This window comes from Streptomyces sp. NPDC034049, assembly GCF_055575575.1.
In genome coordinates this window covers 540138-556022 of the sequence record NZ_JBVISJ010000003.1, presented here as the reverse complement: position 1 = coordinate 556022, position 15885 = coordinate 540138, and the positions used below count along the sequence as shown (strand labels likewise).

11 protein-coding genes are annotated in these 15885 nt (G+C 71.9%); 10 read left to right on the top strand and 1 reads right to left on the bottom strand.

Annotated features, from left to right (window positions below; all coding sequences use genetic code 11):
• Positions 1 to 432: 432 nt before the first annotated feature.
• The 4 genes from fxsA (at position 433) to fxsT (ending at position 8657) form a co-directional block, all read left to right on the top strand.
• A complete protein-coding gene (gene fxsA, locus ACZ52C_RS12080; RefSeq protein WP_086805188.1) occupies positions 433 to 630 on the top strand; it encodes an FxSxx-COOH cyclophane-containing RiPP peptide in 198 nt (65 codons plus the stop codon).
• A gap of 43 nt (positions 631 to 673) precedes the next feature.
• Positions 674 to 3112, top strand: coding sequence for an FxsB family cyclophane-forming radical SAM/SPASM peptide maturase (locus ACZ52C_RS12075; RefSeq protein ID WP_469074597.1), 2439 nt, complete (start codon positions 674 to 676; stop codon positions 3110 to 3112).
• A gap of 228 nt (positions 3113 to 3340) precedes the next feature.
• A complete protein-coding gene (locus ACZ52C_RS12070; RefSeq protein WP_469074596.1) occupies positions 3341 to 4591 on the top strand; it encodes a TIR-like protein FxsC in 1251 nt (416 codons plus the stop codon).
• 70 nt (positions 4592 to 4661) lie between these two features.
• Positions 4662 to 8657: an FxSxx-COOH system tetratricopeptide repeat protein gene (fxsT, locus tag ACZ52C_RS12065; RefSeq protein WP_469074595.1), complete on the top strand. Its 3996-nt coding sequence runs from the start codon at positions 4662 to 4664 to the stop codon at positions 8655 to 8657.
• Between the two features lie 82 nt (positions 8658 to 8739).
• On the opposite strand, the gene ACZ52C_RS12060 is transcribed toward fxsT, so the two are convergent.
• Positions 8740 to 9186 (bottom strand): ATP-binding protein, encoded by a 447-nt coding sequence (locus ACZ52C_RS12060; protein ID WP_469074594.1) that lies wholly within the window; start codon positions 9184 to 9186, stop codon positions 8740 to 8742.
• 281 nt (positions 9187 to 9467) lie between these two features.
• Between ACZ52C_RS12060 and ACZ52C_RS12055 the strand changes: the two genes are divergently transcribed.
• The 6 genes from ACZ52C_RS12055 to efeB all read left to right on the top strand — a co-directional run bounded on the left by ACZ52C_RS12055 (position 9468) and on the right by efeB (position 15845).
• The gene (locus tag ACZ52C_RS12055) at positions 9468 to 10283 is read left to right on the top strand and encodes a hypothetical protein (protein ID WP_469074593.1); all 816 of its coding nucleotides are present in this window, start codon (positions 9468 to 9470) and stop codon (positions 10281 to 10283) included.
• Between the two features lie 188 nt (positions 10284 to 10471).
• Positions 10472 to 11224 (top strand): YcnI family copper-binding membrane protein, encoded by a 753-nt coding sequence (locus tag ACZ52C_RS12050; RefSeq protein ID WP_469074592.1) that lies wholly within the window; start codon positions 10472 to 10474, stop codon positions 11222 to 11224.
• Between the two features lie 82 nt (positions 11225 to 11306).
• The gene (locus tag ACZ52C_RS12045) at positions 11307 to 11981 is read left to right on the top strand and encodes an SCO family protein (protein ID WP_469074591.1); all 675 of its coding nucleotides are present in this window, start codon (positions 11307 to 11309) and stop codon (positions 11979 to 11981) included.
• Positions 11978 to 12448, top strand: a complete 471-nt coding sequence (locus ACZ52C_RS12040; protein WP_469074590.1) for a copper chaperone PCu(A)C — start codon at positions 11978 to 11980, stop codon at positions 12446 to 12448. Before ACZ52C_RS12045 ends, ACZ52C_RS12040 begins: the two co-directional genes overlap by 4 nt.
• 14 nt (positions 12449 to 12462) lie before the next feature.
• Complete coding sequence (locus ACZ52C_RS12035; RefSeq protein ID WP_469074589.1) at positions 12463 to 14499, top strand: copper resistance CopC/CopD family protein; 2037 nt, start codon at positions 12463 to 12465, stop codon at positions 14497 to 14499.
• An 8-nt stretch (positions 14500 to 14507) separates the two neighbouring features.
• Positions 14508 to 15845 (top strand): iron uptake transporter deferrochelatase/peroxidase subunit, encoded by a 1338-nt coding sequence (gene efeB, locus ACZ52C_RS12030; RefSeq protein ID WP_469074588.1) that lies wholly within the window; start codon positions 14508 to 14510, stop codon positions 15843 to 15845.
• The last annotated feature ends 40 nt before the right edge of the window (positions 15846 to 15885 follow it).

The following is a 15885-nucleotide window of genomic DNA, read 5'->3' as shown; positions in this document are numbered from 1 at the left end:
GCGAGGGCGCGGCGCCGGGTGATCGTTTTGCTTCTGCGGTTTCCCGTCATGGCCGTGAAGTTAGGGACGCGGTCCGTCAGGGGGCTGGGGGACGGCTGTGCGGGGGCTGAGAGTGCCGAGGAGCCCGAAGCGGGCCGGATCGGGGGATCTTCCGCTCAACGGCCGTGCTCGCGGCGGGCGGTGAGACGGTTCTCACGTTTGCCGCCCCGAATTCGGACGAGGCTTGTGGTGCCGTCCGAAGGACTCCTCGGCGTCGGCTATGTTCTGGTCGCGACCAGCAGCCGACCGGATATTCGGCGCTGTTCGCCCGGTCGGCCGCTAACTTCTTCTGCAGCCGGTGCTCGAGTGAGAAATTTCTGTCGGCATCTGCTTCATCGAGCCGCAAGACTCCGCAACCCCGTCAGTTTCCACGCACAGATTGATGAGGTCCCCATGAACGCATCCCTCGACCCCACGGCCGAAGAGTCGGGCCCCACGGCCGCCGTCGGTCCGGAGCGGGTGTCCCTGGTGCAGTTGGCGGCGCGGAGCGGCGGCGCGCTCTCGCCCGCCCTGACCCGTGCCGTCTCCCACGGCGCCGAACGCCGGGGTCCGGCAAGGGTCGCGGTGGCGGCCTTCCAGTCCTCCGTCTGACACCGCCCACGCCCACCGACCCCGCCGGGACCATCGACATCACATGACCGTCATGGGCCGACCGCCCCTGCCTCTGCGTCAGTTCGTGCTGAAGATGCACAGTCGCTGCGACCTCGCGTGCGACCACTGTTACGTGTACGAGCACGCCGACCAGAGCTGGAGCCGTCGGCCCGTGGTGGTGTCGGACGAGGTCCTGCGCCGCACGGCGGAGCGCATCGCCGAACACGCCGGGGCGCACGGGCTGGCCGCCGTCCATGTGGTCCTGCACGGCGGTGAGCCCCTCCTCGCGGGCCGGACCCGGCTGCGCAGGGCCGCCACCGAGCTGAGGGCCGCCCTGAGCGGCGTGTGCGAGCTGGACCTGCGGATCCACACCAACGCCGTCACGCTCGACGAACGGTTCCTGGACCTGTTCGACGAGTTCGACATCAAGGTCGGTGTCTCGCTGGACGGCGACCGGACCGCGAACGACCTGCACCGCCGCTACGCCGACGGGCGCAGCAGCCACGACCGGGTCCTCCGGGGCATCGCCCTGCTCAACCGGCCCCGCCACCGCCATCTCTTCGCGGGCATCCTCTGCACCGTCGACCTGCGCAACGACCCGGTCGCCGTCCATGACGCACTCGCCGCGCTCGCCCCGCCCCGCGTCGACTTCCTCCTCCCGCACGCCACCTGGGACGAGCCCCCCGCGCGCCCGGACGGCGACGGCGCCGACACGGCGTACGCGCGCTGGCTGCTGGCCGCCCACGACCGCTGGACCGCGACCGGCCGCTCCATGGACGTCCGGGTGTTCGAATCGGTGCTCAGGACCCTGCGCGGCGAGAGCAGCCTGACCGAGTCGCTGGGGCTGGCGCCCACCGATCTCGCCGTGATCGAGACCGACGGGACCTTCGAGCAGGCGGACTCCCTCAAGACCGCGCACGACGGGGCGCCCGCCACCGGCCTGGACGTGTTCGGCCACTCCCTGGACGAGGTCGCCGCGCATCCGGGCATCGTGGCCCGTCAGCAGGGCCTGGACGGGCTGGCCGAGCAGTGCCGGGCCTGCCCGGTGGTGCGCTCGTGCGGCGGCGGCCTCTACGCCCACCGGTACCGCTCCGACGGCAGCGGCTTCCGCAATCCGTCCGTGTACTGCTCCGACCTGCTGTCCCTCATCACCGACCTCCGGGACCGTCATATGACCGACCAGTCCGCGCGGCCGGCGCTCGCCGACCACCACCTGGCCGAACTGGCCACCGGGCGCGGCACGGGCGCCACGGTGGACCTGCTGGCCCGCCACCAGCTCGCCCTGGCCCGTGAACTGCTGGGCCTCGTCCGGCACGAGACGACGCCCGCGCCGGCGTCGGAGGCCGCCCAGGAGGCGTGGGGCACCCAGGAGGCGTGGGACACGCTGACCGCCCTCGACAGCGAGGCCCCCGAAGCCGTGGACCGGGTGCTGGCCCACCCCTACATGCGGTCCTGGGCACTGACCGCCCTCGGGGCCCGTACGCCGACGGCACCGATCGGGAGCGCCGAGGCGGCGGCGGCGACCGCCGCTCGCGGAATGGCGGAGATCGCCGCCGCCGCAGCGCTGCGGGCCGGGCGTCGGGCGTCGTTGGTCGTCCCGGTGCACGGCGGGCTGGTGCGGCTGCCCACGCTCGGGACGCTGACGGTGGACGCCGGCGCCGAACGGGCCCTGGTGCGCACGGACGTCGACGGCTGCACGGTCCATGTGGGCGAACGGACGTACGCGATCGCCCCGAGCGGCGCCGGGGATCCCGCCTGGCGGGGCAGCCGGCGGTTCGAACTGGACGGCTGGACCGTGACCTTGGAGGACACCGATCCCTGGCGGGACTGCCATGATCATCCGGCGCATCCCCGGCTCACCGAGGGCGAGGCCGAGGCGTGGCGGGCCGACCTGACCGAGGCCTGGGCCTGGATCCGGCGCGAACTGCCCCTGTACGCGCCGGGCATCGCCGCCGGGCTCCGGGTGATCACACCTCTCGCGCCCTCCCGCGAGGGCATGGACATCAGCTCCGCGGCGCGTGACGCCTTCGGCGCGGTGGCCATCGCCCGTCCGTCCGCGCCGGAGAACCTGGCGCTGCTCCTCGTCCATGAGTTCCAGCACGTGAAGCTGGGAGCCGTGCTGGATCTGGTCGACCTCCACGACCCGGCCTGCGAGACGTTGTTCTACGCGCCCTGGCGTCCCGACCCGCGCCCGCTGGAGGGGCTGCTGCAGGGGACGTACGCGCATCTCGCGGTGGTCGACTTCTGGCGGGCCCGGTGGCGCGGCGGAGGCGATCCGGGGGCCGAGGTGCGGTTCTCCCGGTGGCGGGACCAGACGGCGGAGGCGGCGGGGACGCTGGCGGACTCCGGGGCGCTGACGGAGGCCGGGAAGCGGTTCGTGGCGGGGCTCCGGGAGGCGCTGGCGAGGGACGAGGTGAGCGCGGACGCCCTGCGGGCGGCCCGGCGGGAGGCGGAGGAGCACCGGCGGGCTGTGCGGCCGTAGGGGAGCGGGTGGGGAGTGCGGGGGAGCGAGAGGGGAGTGAGGGGGAGCGCGGCAGAGCGCGCGGGAGTGAGGGGGGTGCGAGGGCTCCACGGTTCCGGGTTTCCGCTTGCTTGTTCGAGAGCGGTGCGTGGGGCGAGCCGGCGCCGGGACATTGGGCCCGTTCGTCATATTCCACGTGCCCCTGCCCGCTTCCTACACTGAGGAAAGTCCGGGCATCGGGGGGCATGGGTGCGAGGAGATGCGGCCAGGGGCGGCGGAAGCCCTTATTTCTTCCTCAGTTACGCGCACACGCCGCGAAATGACGCCGGTGACACGGATCCGAACATCTGGGTGAGAAAGCTGTACGACGGGCTCTGCGCGCACATCATGCAGATGACCGATCTGCCGCGCGGCGCACGGGCCGGCTTCCTGGACCAGGGCATGGCGGTCGGCACCCGGTGGACGGACGAGCTGTCGGAGAACCTCGCGCGCTGCAAGGTGTTCGTCCCCCTGTACTCGCCGCGCTACTTCATCAGCGAGCAGTGCGGGCGGGAGTGGTGGGCCTTCAGCCAGCGGCAGATCAGCCACCGGGCCCGCGGCGGCGCCACCCGGGAGCACGCGATCATCCCCGCGTTATGGGTGCCCGTGGAACCCGCTCAACTACCGCACGCGGCCAAGGACCTCCAGTTCAACCATGTGTCCTTCGGCCAGGACTACGCGGAGGAGGGGTTCTACGGGCTCACCAAACTCCGTTACCTCAGGGACGAGTACGAACGGGCCCTGTACCGGCTGGCCAAGCAGATCGTGCACGTCGCCAAGGTCACCGAACTGGACGAGGGGCAGACGTACGACGAGTACGAGTCGCTGCCCAGCGCGTTCGGCACCTCGGGCCACCCCCCGGAGTTCGACATCACCGTCATGGCGTGCACCCGCTCCGACCTGCCACCGGGCCGTGAACCCGACTGCTACGGACAGCTGCCGCGCGACTGGAACCCGTACCACCCGGCGTCGACGCGCCCGCTCGGCGAACACGCGGCGGACCTGGTGCGCACCATGGACTACAAGGTCAACATCGGGGACTTCGAGAAGGACGCCGACCGGCTGCTCGGCCCCGGCCCGCCCCGTGCCCCCGGACTGCTGCTGCTCGACCGGTGGGCCCTCGCCTCCGCCCGCGGCCGGGAGTTGATGGAACGGCTGTGCGAGGAGCAGCGGCCGTGGATCAGCGTGATGATCCCCCGGTGCGACGACGACGCCGGTCCGGCGCGGGAGAAGAGGCTGGCGGCGCTCACCGAGAGGGCCCTGGCCACGCGGACGACGGAGGGCAGCGGCCACCGGACCCTCAACGGCGGCATCCGCACCCTGGACGCCTTCGGCAACGAACTGCAGACGGCCGTGAAACAGGCCGTCGCCTCCTACGAGGCACACGCACGGACCTATCCACCGGCGGGACCCCTCGTCGCACCCCCGCGGCTGCGGGGCCCGGCGGACCTGGGCGGCTAGGCCCCGGTGTCACCGGGACGTACGGAAGTACGGCAAGAGCGGGTCGGACAGGGCGGAGGACGGCAGACGCATGACGGAGAACCGCAACGGCACGGTCATCACGTTCTACTCGTACAAGGGCGGCACCGGCCGGACCATGACGCTCGCGAACGTGGCGTGGATCCTGGCCGCGGGCGGACACCGCGTCCTGGCCGTCGACTGGGACCTGGAGGCCCCCGGCCTGCACAAGTTCTTCCACCCCTTTCTCAACCCCGCGATGCTCCGGGCCACCCCCGGGCTGAGCAATCTCATCAGCGACTACCGCCGGGAGGCCCTGCGTGACCTGCCCGACCGCGCCCCGGACTGGCACCGCAGGTACGCCCGCGTCCGGCCGCACGCGCTGACCCTCGACTGGACGTTCCCCGAGGGCGGCAGCCTGGACTTCCTCTCCGCCGGGCGGCGGCACGACGACTACCCCGTGATCGGCAACATGGACTGGGACCTCTTCTACGCCAGTTACGGCGGCGGCCAGTTCTTCGAGGCGATGCGCGCGGACATGCGGCGCCACTACGACTACACCCTGATCGACAGCCGTACGGGACTCAGCGACCTCGCCGACGTCTGCACCGTGCAGATGCCCCACACCCTCGTCGTCTGCTACACCCTCAGCGGCCAGAGCATCGAGGGCGCCGCCGCCGTCGCGCAGAGCATCCGGGAGCGGTTCGGCCACAAGGGCATCCGGATCCTGCCGCTCGCCATGCGCATCGACCTCGGCGAGAAGGACAAGCTCGACGCGGGCCGCGCGCTGGCCCGGGAGCGCTTCGCCGGACTGCCCGCCGGCCTGGACGGCGACCGGCTGACCGACTACTGGTCCTCGATGGAGGTCCTCTACCAGCCGTACTACGCCTACGAGGAGATCCTGGCGGCCTTCGGCGACCCGCCGAAGACGGCGAACTCCATGCTGAGCGCCTGCGAACGGGTCACCTCCGTCATCACCGAGGGCCGGGTCACCCGGCTCCCGCTGATCGGTGAGGAGAAGCGGGCCCGGTACAAGGCCGCGTACACCCGGCGGCGCCCGCTGCCCGTCTCCCGGCTGGTGCTGTACTACGTCTCCGAGGACCGGATGTGGGTCGACTGGCTGGAGTCGGTGCTGCGGGACGCCGGCTTCGACGTGGCGCCGATGGACGTCCGGGCGCTGCCGCAGGACGCCGGGGGACTGCCGGGGGACGACGGCCGGGCGGCGTCCGGCGCCGAGGACACGGCCGACGGCTCGGAGCGGCTGCTCGCCGTGGTCTCCCCCGCCTTCCTCGACTCCCGGCGAGCGCGCCGGGCCTGGGAGGACGCCGTGCACGCCGACGGGCGCAAGCCGGGGAACCGGCCGGTGGCGGTCCGCGTCGACGACGTCCGGCTCAGCCTGCCGCACTCCTCCCGGGGCGCCATCGACCTCACCCGGCTGGACGAGGAACGGGCGTACCGGACCCTGCTGACGAGCCTCGACCACCCGGACGTCCTGTCCGCGCCGCCGCGCGGCGGCGCCCGCTTCCCCAACACCGGCACCCGGATCTCCAACGTCCAGCCCCGCTACCCGTGGTTCACCGGCCGCTCACCGATCCTGGACCGGCTGCGCGAGCGCCTGGTCAGCGGCCGCTCCGGGCAACGGCTGCCGCAGGTGCTGCACGGTCTGGGCGGGGTGGGCAAGTCCCAGCTGGCCCGCGAGTACGCCCACCGGTTCAAGGCGGACTACGACCTGGTGTGGTGGATCGACGCCGAACAGCCGGACCTGGTGCTGCCCAAGGTGGCCGCCCTCGCGCAGGAACTGGACCTGCCGGTCGGCGACGACGTCTCCGAGGCGGCGGAGGCGGCGATGAGAGCCCTCCGGCAGGGCGACCCGTGCGCCCGCTGGCTGCTGATCTTCGACAACGTCCCGGACCTGAACCTGGCGTTGCCGCTCTTCCCGGGCCAGACGGCTCCCCTGCGGGACCACGTCTACGGGCACATCCTGGTCACCACCCGCGACCGGCCCGGCTCGACGCTGGTGCAGTCGCTGGAGATGGAGGTCTTCACCCGCGAGGAGAGCGTGGAGCACCTGTGCCGCCGGGTGCCCGGACTGCGCGACGCCGACGCGGACCGGGTCGCCGACGCCCTGGGCGACCTGCCGCTGGCCGTGGAGGTCGCGGCGGCCTGGCTGGAGGCGACGGCGACACCGGTGGAGGAGTACATCGACCAGCTGCGGGAGCAGTCCACCCGGGTGCTGTCGGTGCAGGAGGCGGTGAACGCGGTGGAGTACCCGTCCTCCGTCGGCGCCACCTGGAACATCTCCATCACCCGGCTGCGCGAGGAGTCCCCGGCCGCCGCCCGGCTGCTCGAACTGTGCGCCTTCTTCTCCGCCGAGCCCATCTCCATGACCCTGATCAGCAGCGACGCGATGATCGACGCCCTGCTGCCCTACGACCGCGACCTACGCGCCCGCTACATGCTCGGCCGCGTCACCCAGGCCCTGAACCGCTTCGCCCTCGCCAAGGTCGACTCCGCCGACAACTCCATCCAGGTGCACCGGCTGGTGCAGGCGGCGGTGCGGGACAGTCTGGACGACCAGCGGTACGTGGAGACCATCCACGAGGTGCACCGCATCCTGGCCGCCGCCCGGCCGCGCGAGGGCGCCGTGGACGATCCCGCGCAGTGGCTCGGGTTCGAGGTGATCTGGCCGCATCTGATGCCTTCGAACATCCGCGAGTGCGCGGAGGAGGAGCCCCGCCAGCTGATGGTGGACCGCGTCCGCTACCTGGGAAAACGCGGCGACCTCCAGGCCGCCCGCGACCTGGCCACCGACCTCGACGAGCTGTGGACGAACGAGATCCTGGACGGCGACGACGAGCAGGTCCTCAACCTCCGCTTCCAGTTGGCCAACGTGATGCGCTCGCAGGGCGACTACCAGGCCGCGCGGGCGATGGACGAGCGGACCCTGGACGGCCAGCGCCGGCTGCTGGGCGAGGACCATCCGAACATCCTGATGACCTCGGGCAGTCTGGCCGCCGACCTGCGCGCGCTGGGCCGCTACAAGGAGGCGCTGGACCTGGACCTGCGCATCCACCTGGGCTTCAAGGAGATCTTCGGCGACGACCATCCGCGTACGCTCTCGGCGGCCAACAACCTGGCCATCGACCTGCGGCTGGCCGGCGACAGCGAAGCCGCCCGCCGGCTCACCGAGGACACGGTCCGCCGCCGCACCGCGCTGCTCGGCCCGACCCATCCCTACACGCTCGCGACCAAGGGGCACCACGCGCGCGACCTGCGCGACCTCGGGGACTACCGGACCTCCGCCGAGCTGTTGCGCGAGGTCCGCGAGAGCTTCGAACAGGTGTTCAATCCGGGGGTGCCCGAGGTCCTCCAGGCCGACAAGAGCCTGGCGGTCTCGCTGCGCAAGGCGGGCCGCACCGCAGAGGCCCTGCGGATCACCGAGGAGACCTGGAAGACGTACGCCCGCTACCACGACCGCTACGGCAGCACCATCCCCGAGGTCCTGGCCTGCGGACTCAACCTCGCCGCGGACTACTTCGCCACGGATCCCGAGGACGGCGCCGCGCGGGCGGTCCACCAGGTCGAGGAGGTGCTGGACGGGTACCAGGACTCGTTCGGCGCCGAACACCCGTTCACCATGTACTGCTTCAACAACCTCGCCATGTACCACCGGGCCCTCGGCAACACCGAGAAGGCGGAGGAACTGAGCCGCCACGCCCGCGACTGCCTGGCGGCCACGCTCGGGGACGACCACCCGGCCGTGCTCTCCGCCGGCCTCAACCTGGCCAACGCGTACGGGGACCGGGGCCTGTACGACCACGCCGAGCGCTCGGAGCGCCAGGCCGTGGAGGGGCTGCGCCGACGGTTCGGCGCCGACCACCCCGATGTGCTGGTCGGCATGGGCAATCTGGCGATCACGCTGCGGGCCACGGGGGACGGGGAGGCCGCGGGGCTCCAGGAGAAGGCGGCGACCCGGCTGACCCAACTACTGGGCCGGAGCCACCCGGTGACCACGCTGGTCCGGGGCTGGCAGCGGGTGGGGAGGGATCTGGAGCCGCACCAGATCTGAGGGGCGGGTGGTTCCTGGAGGCGCCGGGCCGGGGCATCTCCTAGGGCCGGAAGAATCCGGGCTCTGGACGGCTCCAGACGACTCAGACGGCCACCAGGGGTGCGCCGTCGCGCCACTTCAGGATCTTGTCGAAGCTGACGACCGCGCCGCCGCGGCCCGGTTTGTTGCCGATGTGGACGTGGTCGGCGAGCTCCCGGATGAGACAGAGTCCGCGGCCGTCCTCGGCGTCGGTGGGGGCGGGGCGGACCGGATGGCGGTGCGGGAAGCCCGGGCCGGAGTCGGCGACCTCGATCCGGCACTTCTCACCGTCGAGGTAGGCGGTCACCCGGTACGCCTCGGTGGTGGTGCCGGCCGGGATCGCGCCACCGTGCTCGACGGCGTTGGCGCAGGCCTCGCTGAGGGCGATGGAGAGGTCGTAGGAGACGTCCGGATCGACGCCCGCGGTCTCCATCGTGCCGATCAGCAGCCGCCGGGCGAGCGGCACGCTCGCAGCCTCGCGCCGCAAATGGAGTGACCACCAGATGCTCATGCTCCAGCCTCCCGGCCGCGGCTCGACATACCGTTACGTATTGCCGCAGAGGACCGCGCGCAATCGCCCGGACCCCGTCTGTCCGCCCATACGGCGGATGCGCCCCCCGCACATTCGGTGTATGCGGACCGAACCCTTCCGAATCACCCACACCTTTCGTAGGTGGGCGCCGCCCGGGGTGACCCGAGTCCCCACGTGAACACCGCCCCCTCCCACCCCGTACCCCCACCCATGAACCCGCCGAACCCAGCGGAGCGCCCCGGTGCGATGATGGGCCCGCCATGACTGCCCCCCACCCCCACCGCCCGGCCGCGTCACGCCGGACCCGCGCCGGAGGCGACCTCCGGGTCGTGCGGGCCGCGGTGTTCGCCGCGGTCTGCGTCGTGCTGGCCGGCGCCGGCCACGCGCTCGCCTCGTGCGCGACGGTTCCGCTGTGGAGCCTGGGTGTGGGATTCGTCGGTACCTTCTGCGTCGCCGCCGCCCTGGCCGGACGGCAGCGCTCCCTCCCCGGCATCGCGGCACTCCTGGCGGTGGGCCAGACCGTGCTGCACATCCTCTTCGGCCTGAACCAGCACGGGACGACGACCGCGGCACGCTCCACCGAGACCATGGACGCGGCCCTCGTCGAGCGCGCCGCCCGCTTCGTGTGCGGCACGACCGCGGCGGCCCTGAGCCCCGACAAGGCCCGGCGCATCCTCATCGACGCCGGAGTCGGCGGCACGCACGTCACGCACGACCCGGCGGACGCCATGACGACCGCGCCGGGATCCACCGCCGCTCTCCTGCCGTCCCTGCCCATGCTGCTCGGCCACGTCCTCGCGGCCGTGGCCGCGGGGTGGGTGCTGCGCCACGGCGACCTCGCCCTGCTTCGCCTGACCCGGCTGGCGGCCCAGGAGCCGCTCGTACGGTCGCTGCGCGGAGCGCTCGCGCTGACGCTGGCCCTGCGGTCCGGGCTCCCGGGTGCGCCGGAGGCCGGTACGCGCGCCCCGCGCACCACGTACGCGGCGCCCACCGCGTTGCGGACGACCGCGCTCCAGCACACCCTGGTCCGCCGCGGACCCCCGGCCGCCGCGCCCGCCTTCGCTCTCGCCGCCTGATCCGACGCGCACTCACTCCACCCCGAGGAGAAGGAGCCCGTCGCCCGGCGACGGGACCCGCGCACCGCTCCCGATCCGGGCCCAGCGGCTCCGACCGGGCGACTCGACCCTGGCCGGCTTGATCGGCTCGCGGCGTGCGCTGCCCCAGTCCTCTCTTCTTCCTCACTCACTGTGGAGTGTCACCAGTCATGAAGGCTTCTCGTATCGCCGCCGTCGGCGCCCTCGCCGGCTCGGCCGTCCTCCTCCTGTCCGGCCCCGCGTTCGCCCACGTCAGCGTCGCGGCGGAGGGCACGGCGGCCAAGGGCGGGTACGCGACCGTCAACTTCAAGGTCCCCAACGAGCGCGACGACGCCACGACCACCAAGCTCGAGGTGAACTTCCCGACCGACCACCCGCTCGCCTCGGCCCAGCCGGAGGCCGTCCCGGGCTGGGACATCAAGGTCACCAAGGCCAAGCTCGACAAGCCGCTCGAGCTGCACGGCGAGCAGATCGACGAGGCCGTCTCCAAGATCACCTGGACCGCGGACGGGGCCGGCATCAAGGCGGGCTTCTTCCAGAAGTTCCCGGTCTCCATCGGTCAGCTCCCCGAGAACACCGACGAACTGGTCTTCAAGGCGATCCAGACGTACTCCAACAAGGAGATCGTCCGCTGGATCGAGGTGCCGAAGGACGGCCAGGAGGAGCCCGACAACCCGGCGCCCGTGCTCGCGCTGTCCGCCGCGTCCGACGACCACCACGGCTCGTCCGGCGCCTCGAACGCCTCCGACGACTCGAAGGACGCCGACGCCGACGACGCCGAGGCCGCGTCGAAGGAGACCAGCGCCGCGCCCGCCGACAGCAGCGACACCACCGCCCGCGTCCTCGGCGTCGTGGGCATCGTCGTCGGCGCCGCGGGCGTGGCGTACGGCGTCCTGGCCGGCCGCCGGCGCACGAACGCCTGAGTCTCCGGCTTCCCGGCCCTTCCCCTCGGCGCGCACGGGTGCACCCGTGCGCGCCGGGGCCCGAACCCACTGGACATTTCTCATGCGCACGAACACCAAGAAGAAGACGTTCGCGGCCGGCGCCCTGCTGGTCGCGGCCGTTCTCGGCCTCTCGGCCTGCGGCACGGGCGACAGCTCCACCACCTCGGTCGCCGAGGTCTCCGACACCGGCCCGCGGAAGGCCGCCACGGTCCTGGACCAGCCGTTCACCAAGCCCGACCTGGTCCTCACCGACACGAACGGCAAGTCGTACGACCTCCGGAAGGAGACCGCGGGCAAGCCGACGCTGATCTACTTCGGCTACACCAACTGCCCCGACGTCTGCCCGCTCACCATGAACAACCTCGCGGTCGCCAAGAAGGAGATCGCGAAGAAGGTGCCGAAGGCGGAGCTGGCGAACCTGCGGCTGGTCTTCGTCACCACCGACCCGGAGCGCGACACCTCGGCCGAACTGGGGAAGTGGCTCAAGGGCATCGACTCCGAGATCGTCGGCCTGACCGGCGACTTCGACGACATCCAGGCCGGCGCCCGCACCCTCGGCATCTCCATCGCCCCGCCGACCAAGGACAAGAACGGCAAGACCGTCTCCGAGCACGGCACCCAGGTCATCGCGTTCTCGCCGAAGACCGACGGCGGCTATGTGCTGTACGGCGAGGGCACCACCGTGCAGGACTACGAGAAGGACCTGCCGAAGCTGCTCAAGGGCGAGAACCCGTGAGACCACTGGCCGGCCCCGTCCTGATCACCGCCGCCGCGCTCGTCGCCCTGACCGGCTGCGGCTCCACCGATTCCGCCTCCGGCGACTCCTCCGCCGCGAAACTGTCCGTGAAGGCGGCCTACATGCCGCAGCCCGTCACGGACGCCATGGCCGCCGGTTACCTCGTCATCGAGAACGACGGCGGTACGGCGGACGAGCTGACCTCCGTGACCAGCGACCTCGCCCAGGACGTCACGGTCCACGAGACGAGCGGGCAGTCGATGCGGGAGGTCGCGGGTCTGAAGGTCCCGGCCGACGGCGAACTCGTCCTGGAGAGCGGTGGAAACCACCTGATGTTCGAGAACCTGAAGCGCAAGCCGAAGGAAGGCGAGACGGTGTCCCTGCGGTTGAGCTTCACCAAGTCCGAGGCCATCACGGTCGAGATGCCCGTGAAGTCGGCGACGTACCAGCCGACCAGCGGTCACTGAGGGAGGTAGCACCGGTGAGCCGGTTGAGGCCGTTGCTGTTGCTGTTGTTCGCCACCGTCGGGGCGCTGCTCGCCGGTGCCGTGCCCGTCTCCGCGCACGCCGCGCTGACCGTCAGCGACCCGCAACAGGGGTCGGTGGTACGGGAGGCACCGGACCAGGTGTCGCTCACCTTCTCCGAGAAGGTCGCGATGTCCGACGGCTCGGTGCGCGTGTACGACCCCAAGGGCAAGCAGGCCGACACCGGCGAGGTCACCGATCTGGGCGGCAACAGCTATGCCGTCGGGCTGCACTCGGGCCTGCCCGACGGCACGTTCACCGTCACCTACCAGGTCGTCTCGGCGGACAGCCACCCCGTCTCCGGCGCCTTCACCTTCTCGGTGGGGGCGCCCTCCAAGACGACGGTCGCGGTACCCGAGCAGGGGGCCGGCGGCGGGCTCGTCGGCGGCCTCTACGGCTTCGCCCGCTATCTGTCGTACGCCGGCTTCATCCTGCTGGTGGGCGGCGCGGCCTTCGTGCTGGCCTGCTGGCAGCGCGGAGCCGGGGTACGGCCCGTGCAGCGGCTGGTGGTCTCCGGCTGGCTCGTGCTGACCACCGCCACTCTCTCCATGCTGCTGCTGCGCGGCTCCTACACCGGTTCCGGCAAGCTCGGCGACATCTTCGACCTCGACCTCCTCGGCCAGGTCCTCCAGACGAAGACGGGCGCGGCCCTCGTCTCCCGTCTGCTGCTCCTCGCCGCGGCGGCACTGTTCATCGCGGTGCTGTTCGGCGCGTACGCCCGGCGGGACGACGAGCCCGAGACCGACGAGGAGCCCACCGACACCGAGAACGAGAACGACACGGACTCGGGAGGCGACGCGGACTCCGCAGACGACACGGACTCCGAGGACGACGACGAGTCCCTCCAGCGGGACCGGGACCTCACCTTCGGTCTGGCCATCGGCGGCGGCGTGGTCGCCGCCGGGCTCGCCGCGAGCTGGGCCATGGCCGAGCACGCCTCGACCGGTATCCAGACCGGCGTCTCGATGCCCCTGGACGTGGCGCACCTGCTGGCGGTCGCCGCCTGGCTGGGCGGCCTGGCGACGCTGCTCGTGGCGCTGTTCCGGGCACCCGTCGACGCACAGATCGAGACCGCCGCCGTACGACGGTTCTCACGGCTCGCGTTCGGCAGCGTGCTGGTCCTGACCGCGACCGGGATCTACCAGTCGTGGCGCCAGGTAGGCAGCTGGTCCGCCCTGACCGGCACGTCGTACGGACAGCTCCTCCTCGTGAAGATCGGCCTGGTGGCCGTGCTGGTCGGCATCGCGTGGATCTCGCGCCGGTGGACCTCGCAGCTGGCGGAGGCGCCGGCCGCGGCGGAGACGGAGGTCGTCGAGGAGAAGTGGGCCACCGAGGAGGAGAAGGAGGCCGCCGAGGAGAAGGAGCCGGTCGCCGTGCCCGCCTCGGGCGGCTCCGCACAGGCGGCCGGCGAGGGTTCCGAGCGGGCCGCTCAGCTCGCCCGGCAGCGGGCGGCGGTGGCGAGCGCGCGCGAGAAGCGGATACGGGACGCGGATCCGGGCCGTACGGGTCTACGTCGGTCCGTGCTGGCGGAGGCGGGCGTCGCGGTCGTCCTGCTCGCCGTCACGACGGTGCTGACGGCCACCGAACCGGGGCGCACGGTGGAGGAGGCCGAGGCGGCGAAGGCGGCCGTGACCCAGCAGGACGAGACGTCGGGGGCGCTGGCCCTGGACATGTCGTTCGACACCGGTGGCAAGAACGGCCAGGGCGTGGCCCGGCTGCAGATCGACCCCGCACGGGTGGGCGCCAACGAGATGCATGTCTATGTCCAGAAGCCCGACGGCAAGCCCTTCGACGTCCCCGAGGTGAAGGTCGCCTTCACCCAGGAGGCCAAGAAGATCGGCCCGCTGCCCGTGGTCCCGGACCGCGTCACCACCGGCCACTGGACGGCGAGCGGCGTGCAGATCCCCATGGCGGGCGACTGGAACATCGAGATCACCGTACGGACATCCGAGATCGACCAGGTGACCGTCAGCAAGAACGCGAAGATCGGCTGAAACACACCATGGCAGACCAGAACCTCGTCGAAGACGGCTCCGCCGCGGTGACGCGAGACGAAGAGGCGGCCCCCGGGATACTCACGAACGGGCACCTCTCCCGGCGCCGTCTGCTCGGCACGGCCGGCGCGACCGGCCTCGCGCTCGGCGCGGTGGGCGGCGCCGCGGGCTATGCGGCCGGTTCGACCTCCTCGCCCTCCCCCGAGAAGGTCACCCCCCTCACCTCCCTCGGCGCGGGGGAGGTGATGTTTCACGTGAAACATCAGCCGGGGATCACCACGCCGCTCCAGGCCCGTGGCCATCTCGTCGCCTTCGACCTGGCCGCCGGGGCGGGGCGCAAGGAGGCGGCCGCTCTGCTGCGCCGCTGGTCCGACACGGCCCGACGGCTGATGGCGGGCGAGGCCGCGGCTCAGGACGACACCGGCATCGCCCTCGACGCGGGACCCTCGTCGTTGACGGTCACCTTCGGTTTCGGCCACAGCTTCTTCGCCCGTACCGGTCTGGAGAAGCAGCGCCCGGAATCCCTGGACCCGCTGCCCGACTTCTCCTCGGACCAGATCGACAAGGCGCGCAGCAACGGCGATCTGTGGGTGCAGATCGGGGCGGACGACGCACTCGTCGCCTTCCACGCCCTGCGCGCGATCCAGAAGGACGCGGGCGGCGCGGCTCGGGTGCGGTGGCAGATGAACGGCTTCAACCGCTCGCCGGGCGCCACGGCCCACCCCATGACCGCGCGCAATCTGATGGGGCAGGTCGACGGCACCCGCAACCCCAAGCCGGCCGAGCCGGACTTCGACGAGCGGATCTTCGTCCCCGCGTCCGCCTCCCCGAGCACCTCCGGCGACCCCGCGTGGATGGCGAACGGCTCCTACGCCGTCGTACGCCGTATCCGCATGCTCCTCGACGACTGGGAGCAGCTCTCGGTCAAGGAGCAGGAGGACGTCATCGGACGCCGGAAGTCCGACGGCGCGCCGCTGAGCGGAGACTCAGAGGCGACGGAGACGACCGCGATGGATCTGGAGAAGACGGACGCCCAGGGCAATCTCCTCGTCCCGATCAACGCGCACGCCCGTATCACCCGTCCCGACCAGAACGGCGGCGCGGCCATGCTCCGCCGCCCGTTCTCCTTCCACGACGGCATCGACGCGAAGGGCGTCCCCGACGCCGGTCTCCTCTTCGTCTGCTGGCAGGCCGACCCCCTGCGCGGCTTCGTCACCGTGCAACGCAAACTCGACCGCGGCGACGCGCTGTCGAAATTCATCCGCCACGAGTCGAGCGGCCTCTTCGCGGTGCCGGGAGGCGCGGCGGAGGGGGAGTACGTGGGGCAGGGGCTGCTGGAGGGCTGAGAGCGGTGCCGCCGGACTGAGGGCCGTGCCACCGGCTGAG

What these genes read in the sequence shown, in the direction of transcription:
- fxsA (WP_086805188.1), top strand. Translation starts at nt 433, where the DNA reads ATGAACGCATCCCTCGACCCCACGGCCGAAGAGTCGGGCCCCACGGCC.
- ACZ52C_RS12075 (WP_469074597.1), top strand. Translation starts at nt 674, where the DNA reads ATGACCGTCATGGGCCGACCGCCCCTGCCTCTGCGTCAGTTCGTGCTG.
- fxsT (WP_469074595.1), top strand. Translation starts at nt 4,662, where the DNA reads ATGACGGAGAACCGCAACGGCACGGTCATCACGTTCTACTCGTACAAG.
- ACZ52C_RS12060 (WP_469074594.1), bottom strand. Translation starts at nt 9,186, where the DNA reads ATGAGCATCTGGTGGTCACTCCATTTGCGGCGCGAGGCTGCGAGCGTG.
- ACZ52C_RS12055 (WP_469074593.1), top strand. Translation starts at nt 9,468, where the DNA reads ATGACTGCCCCCCACCCCCACCGCCCGGCCGCGTCACGCCGGACCCGC.
- ACZ52C_RS12050 (WP_469074592.1), top strand. Translation starts at nt 10,472, where the DNA reads ATGAAGGCTTCTCGTATCGCCGCCGTCGGCGCCCTCGCCGGCTCGGCC.
- ACZ52C_RS12045 (WP_469074591.1), top strand. Translation starts at nt 11,307, where the DNA reads ATGCGCACGAACACCAAGAAGAAGACGTTCGCGGCCGGCGCCCTGCTG.
- efeB (WP_469074588.1), top strand. Translation starts at nt 14,508, where the DNA reads ATGGCAGACCAGAACCTCGTCGAAGACGGCTCCGCCGCGGTGACGCGA.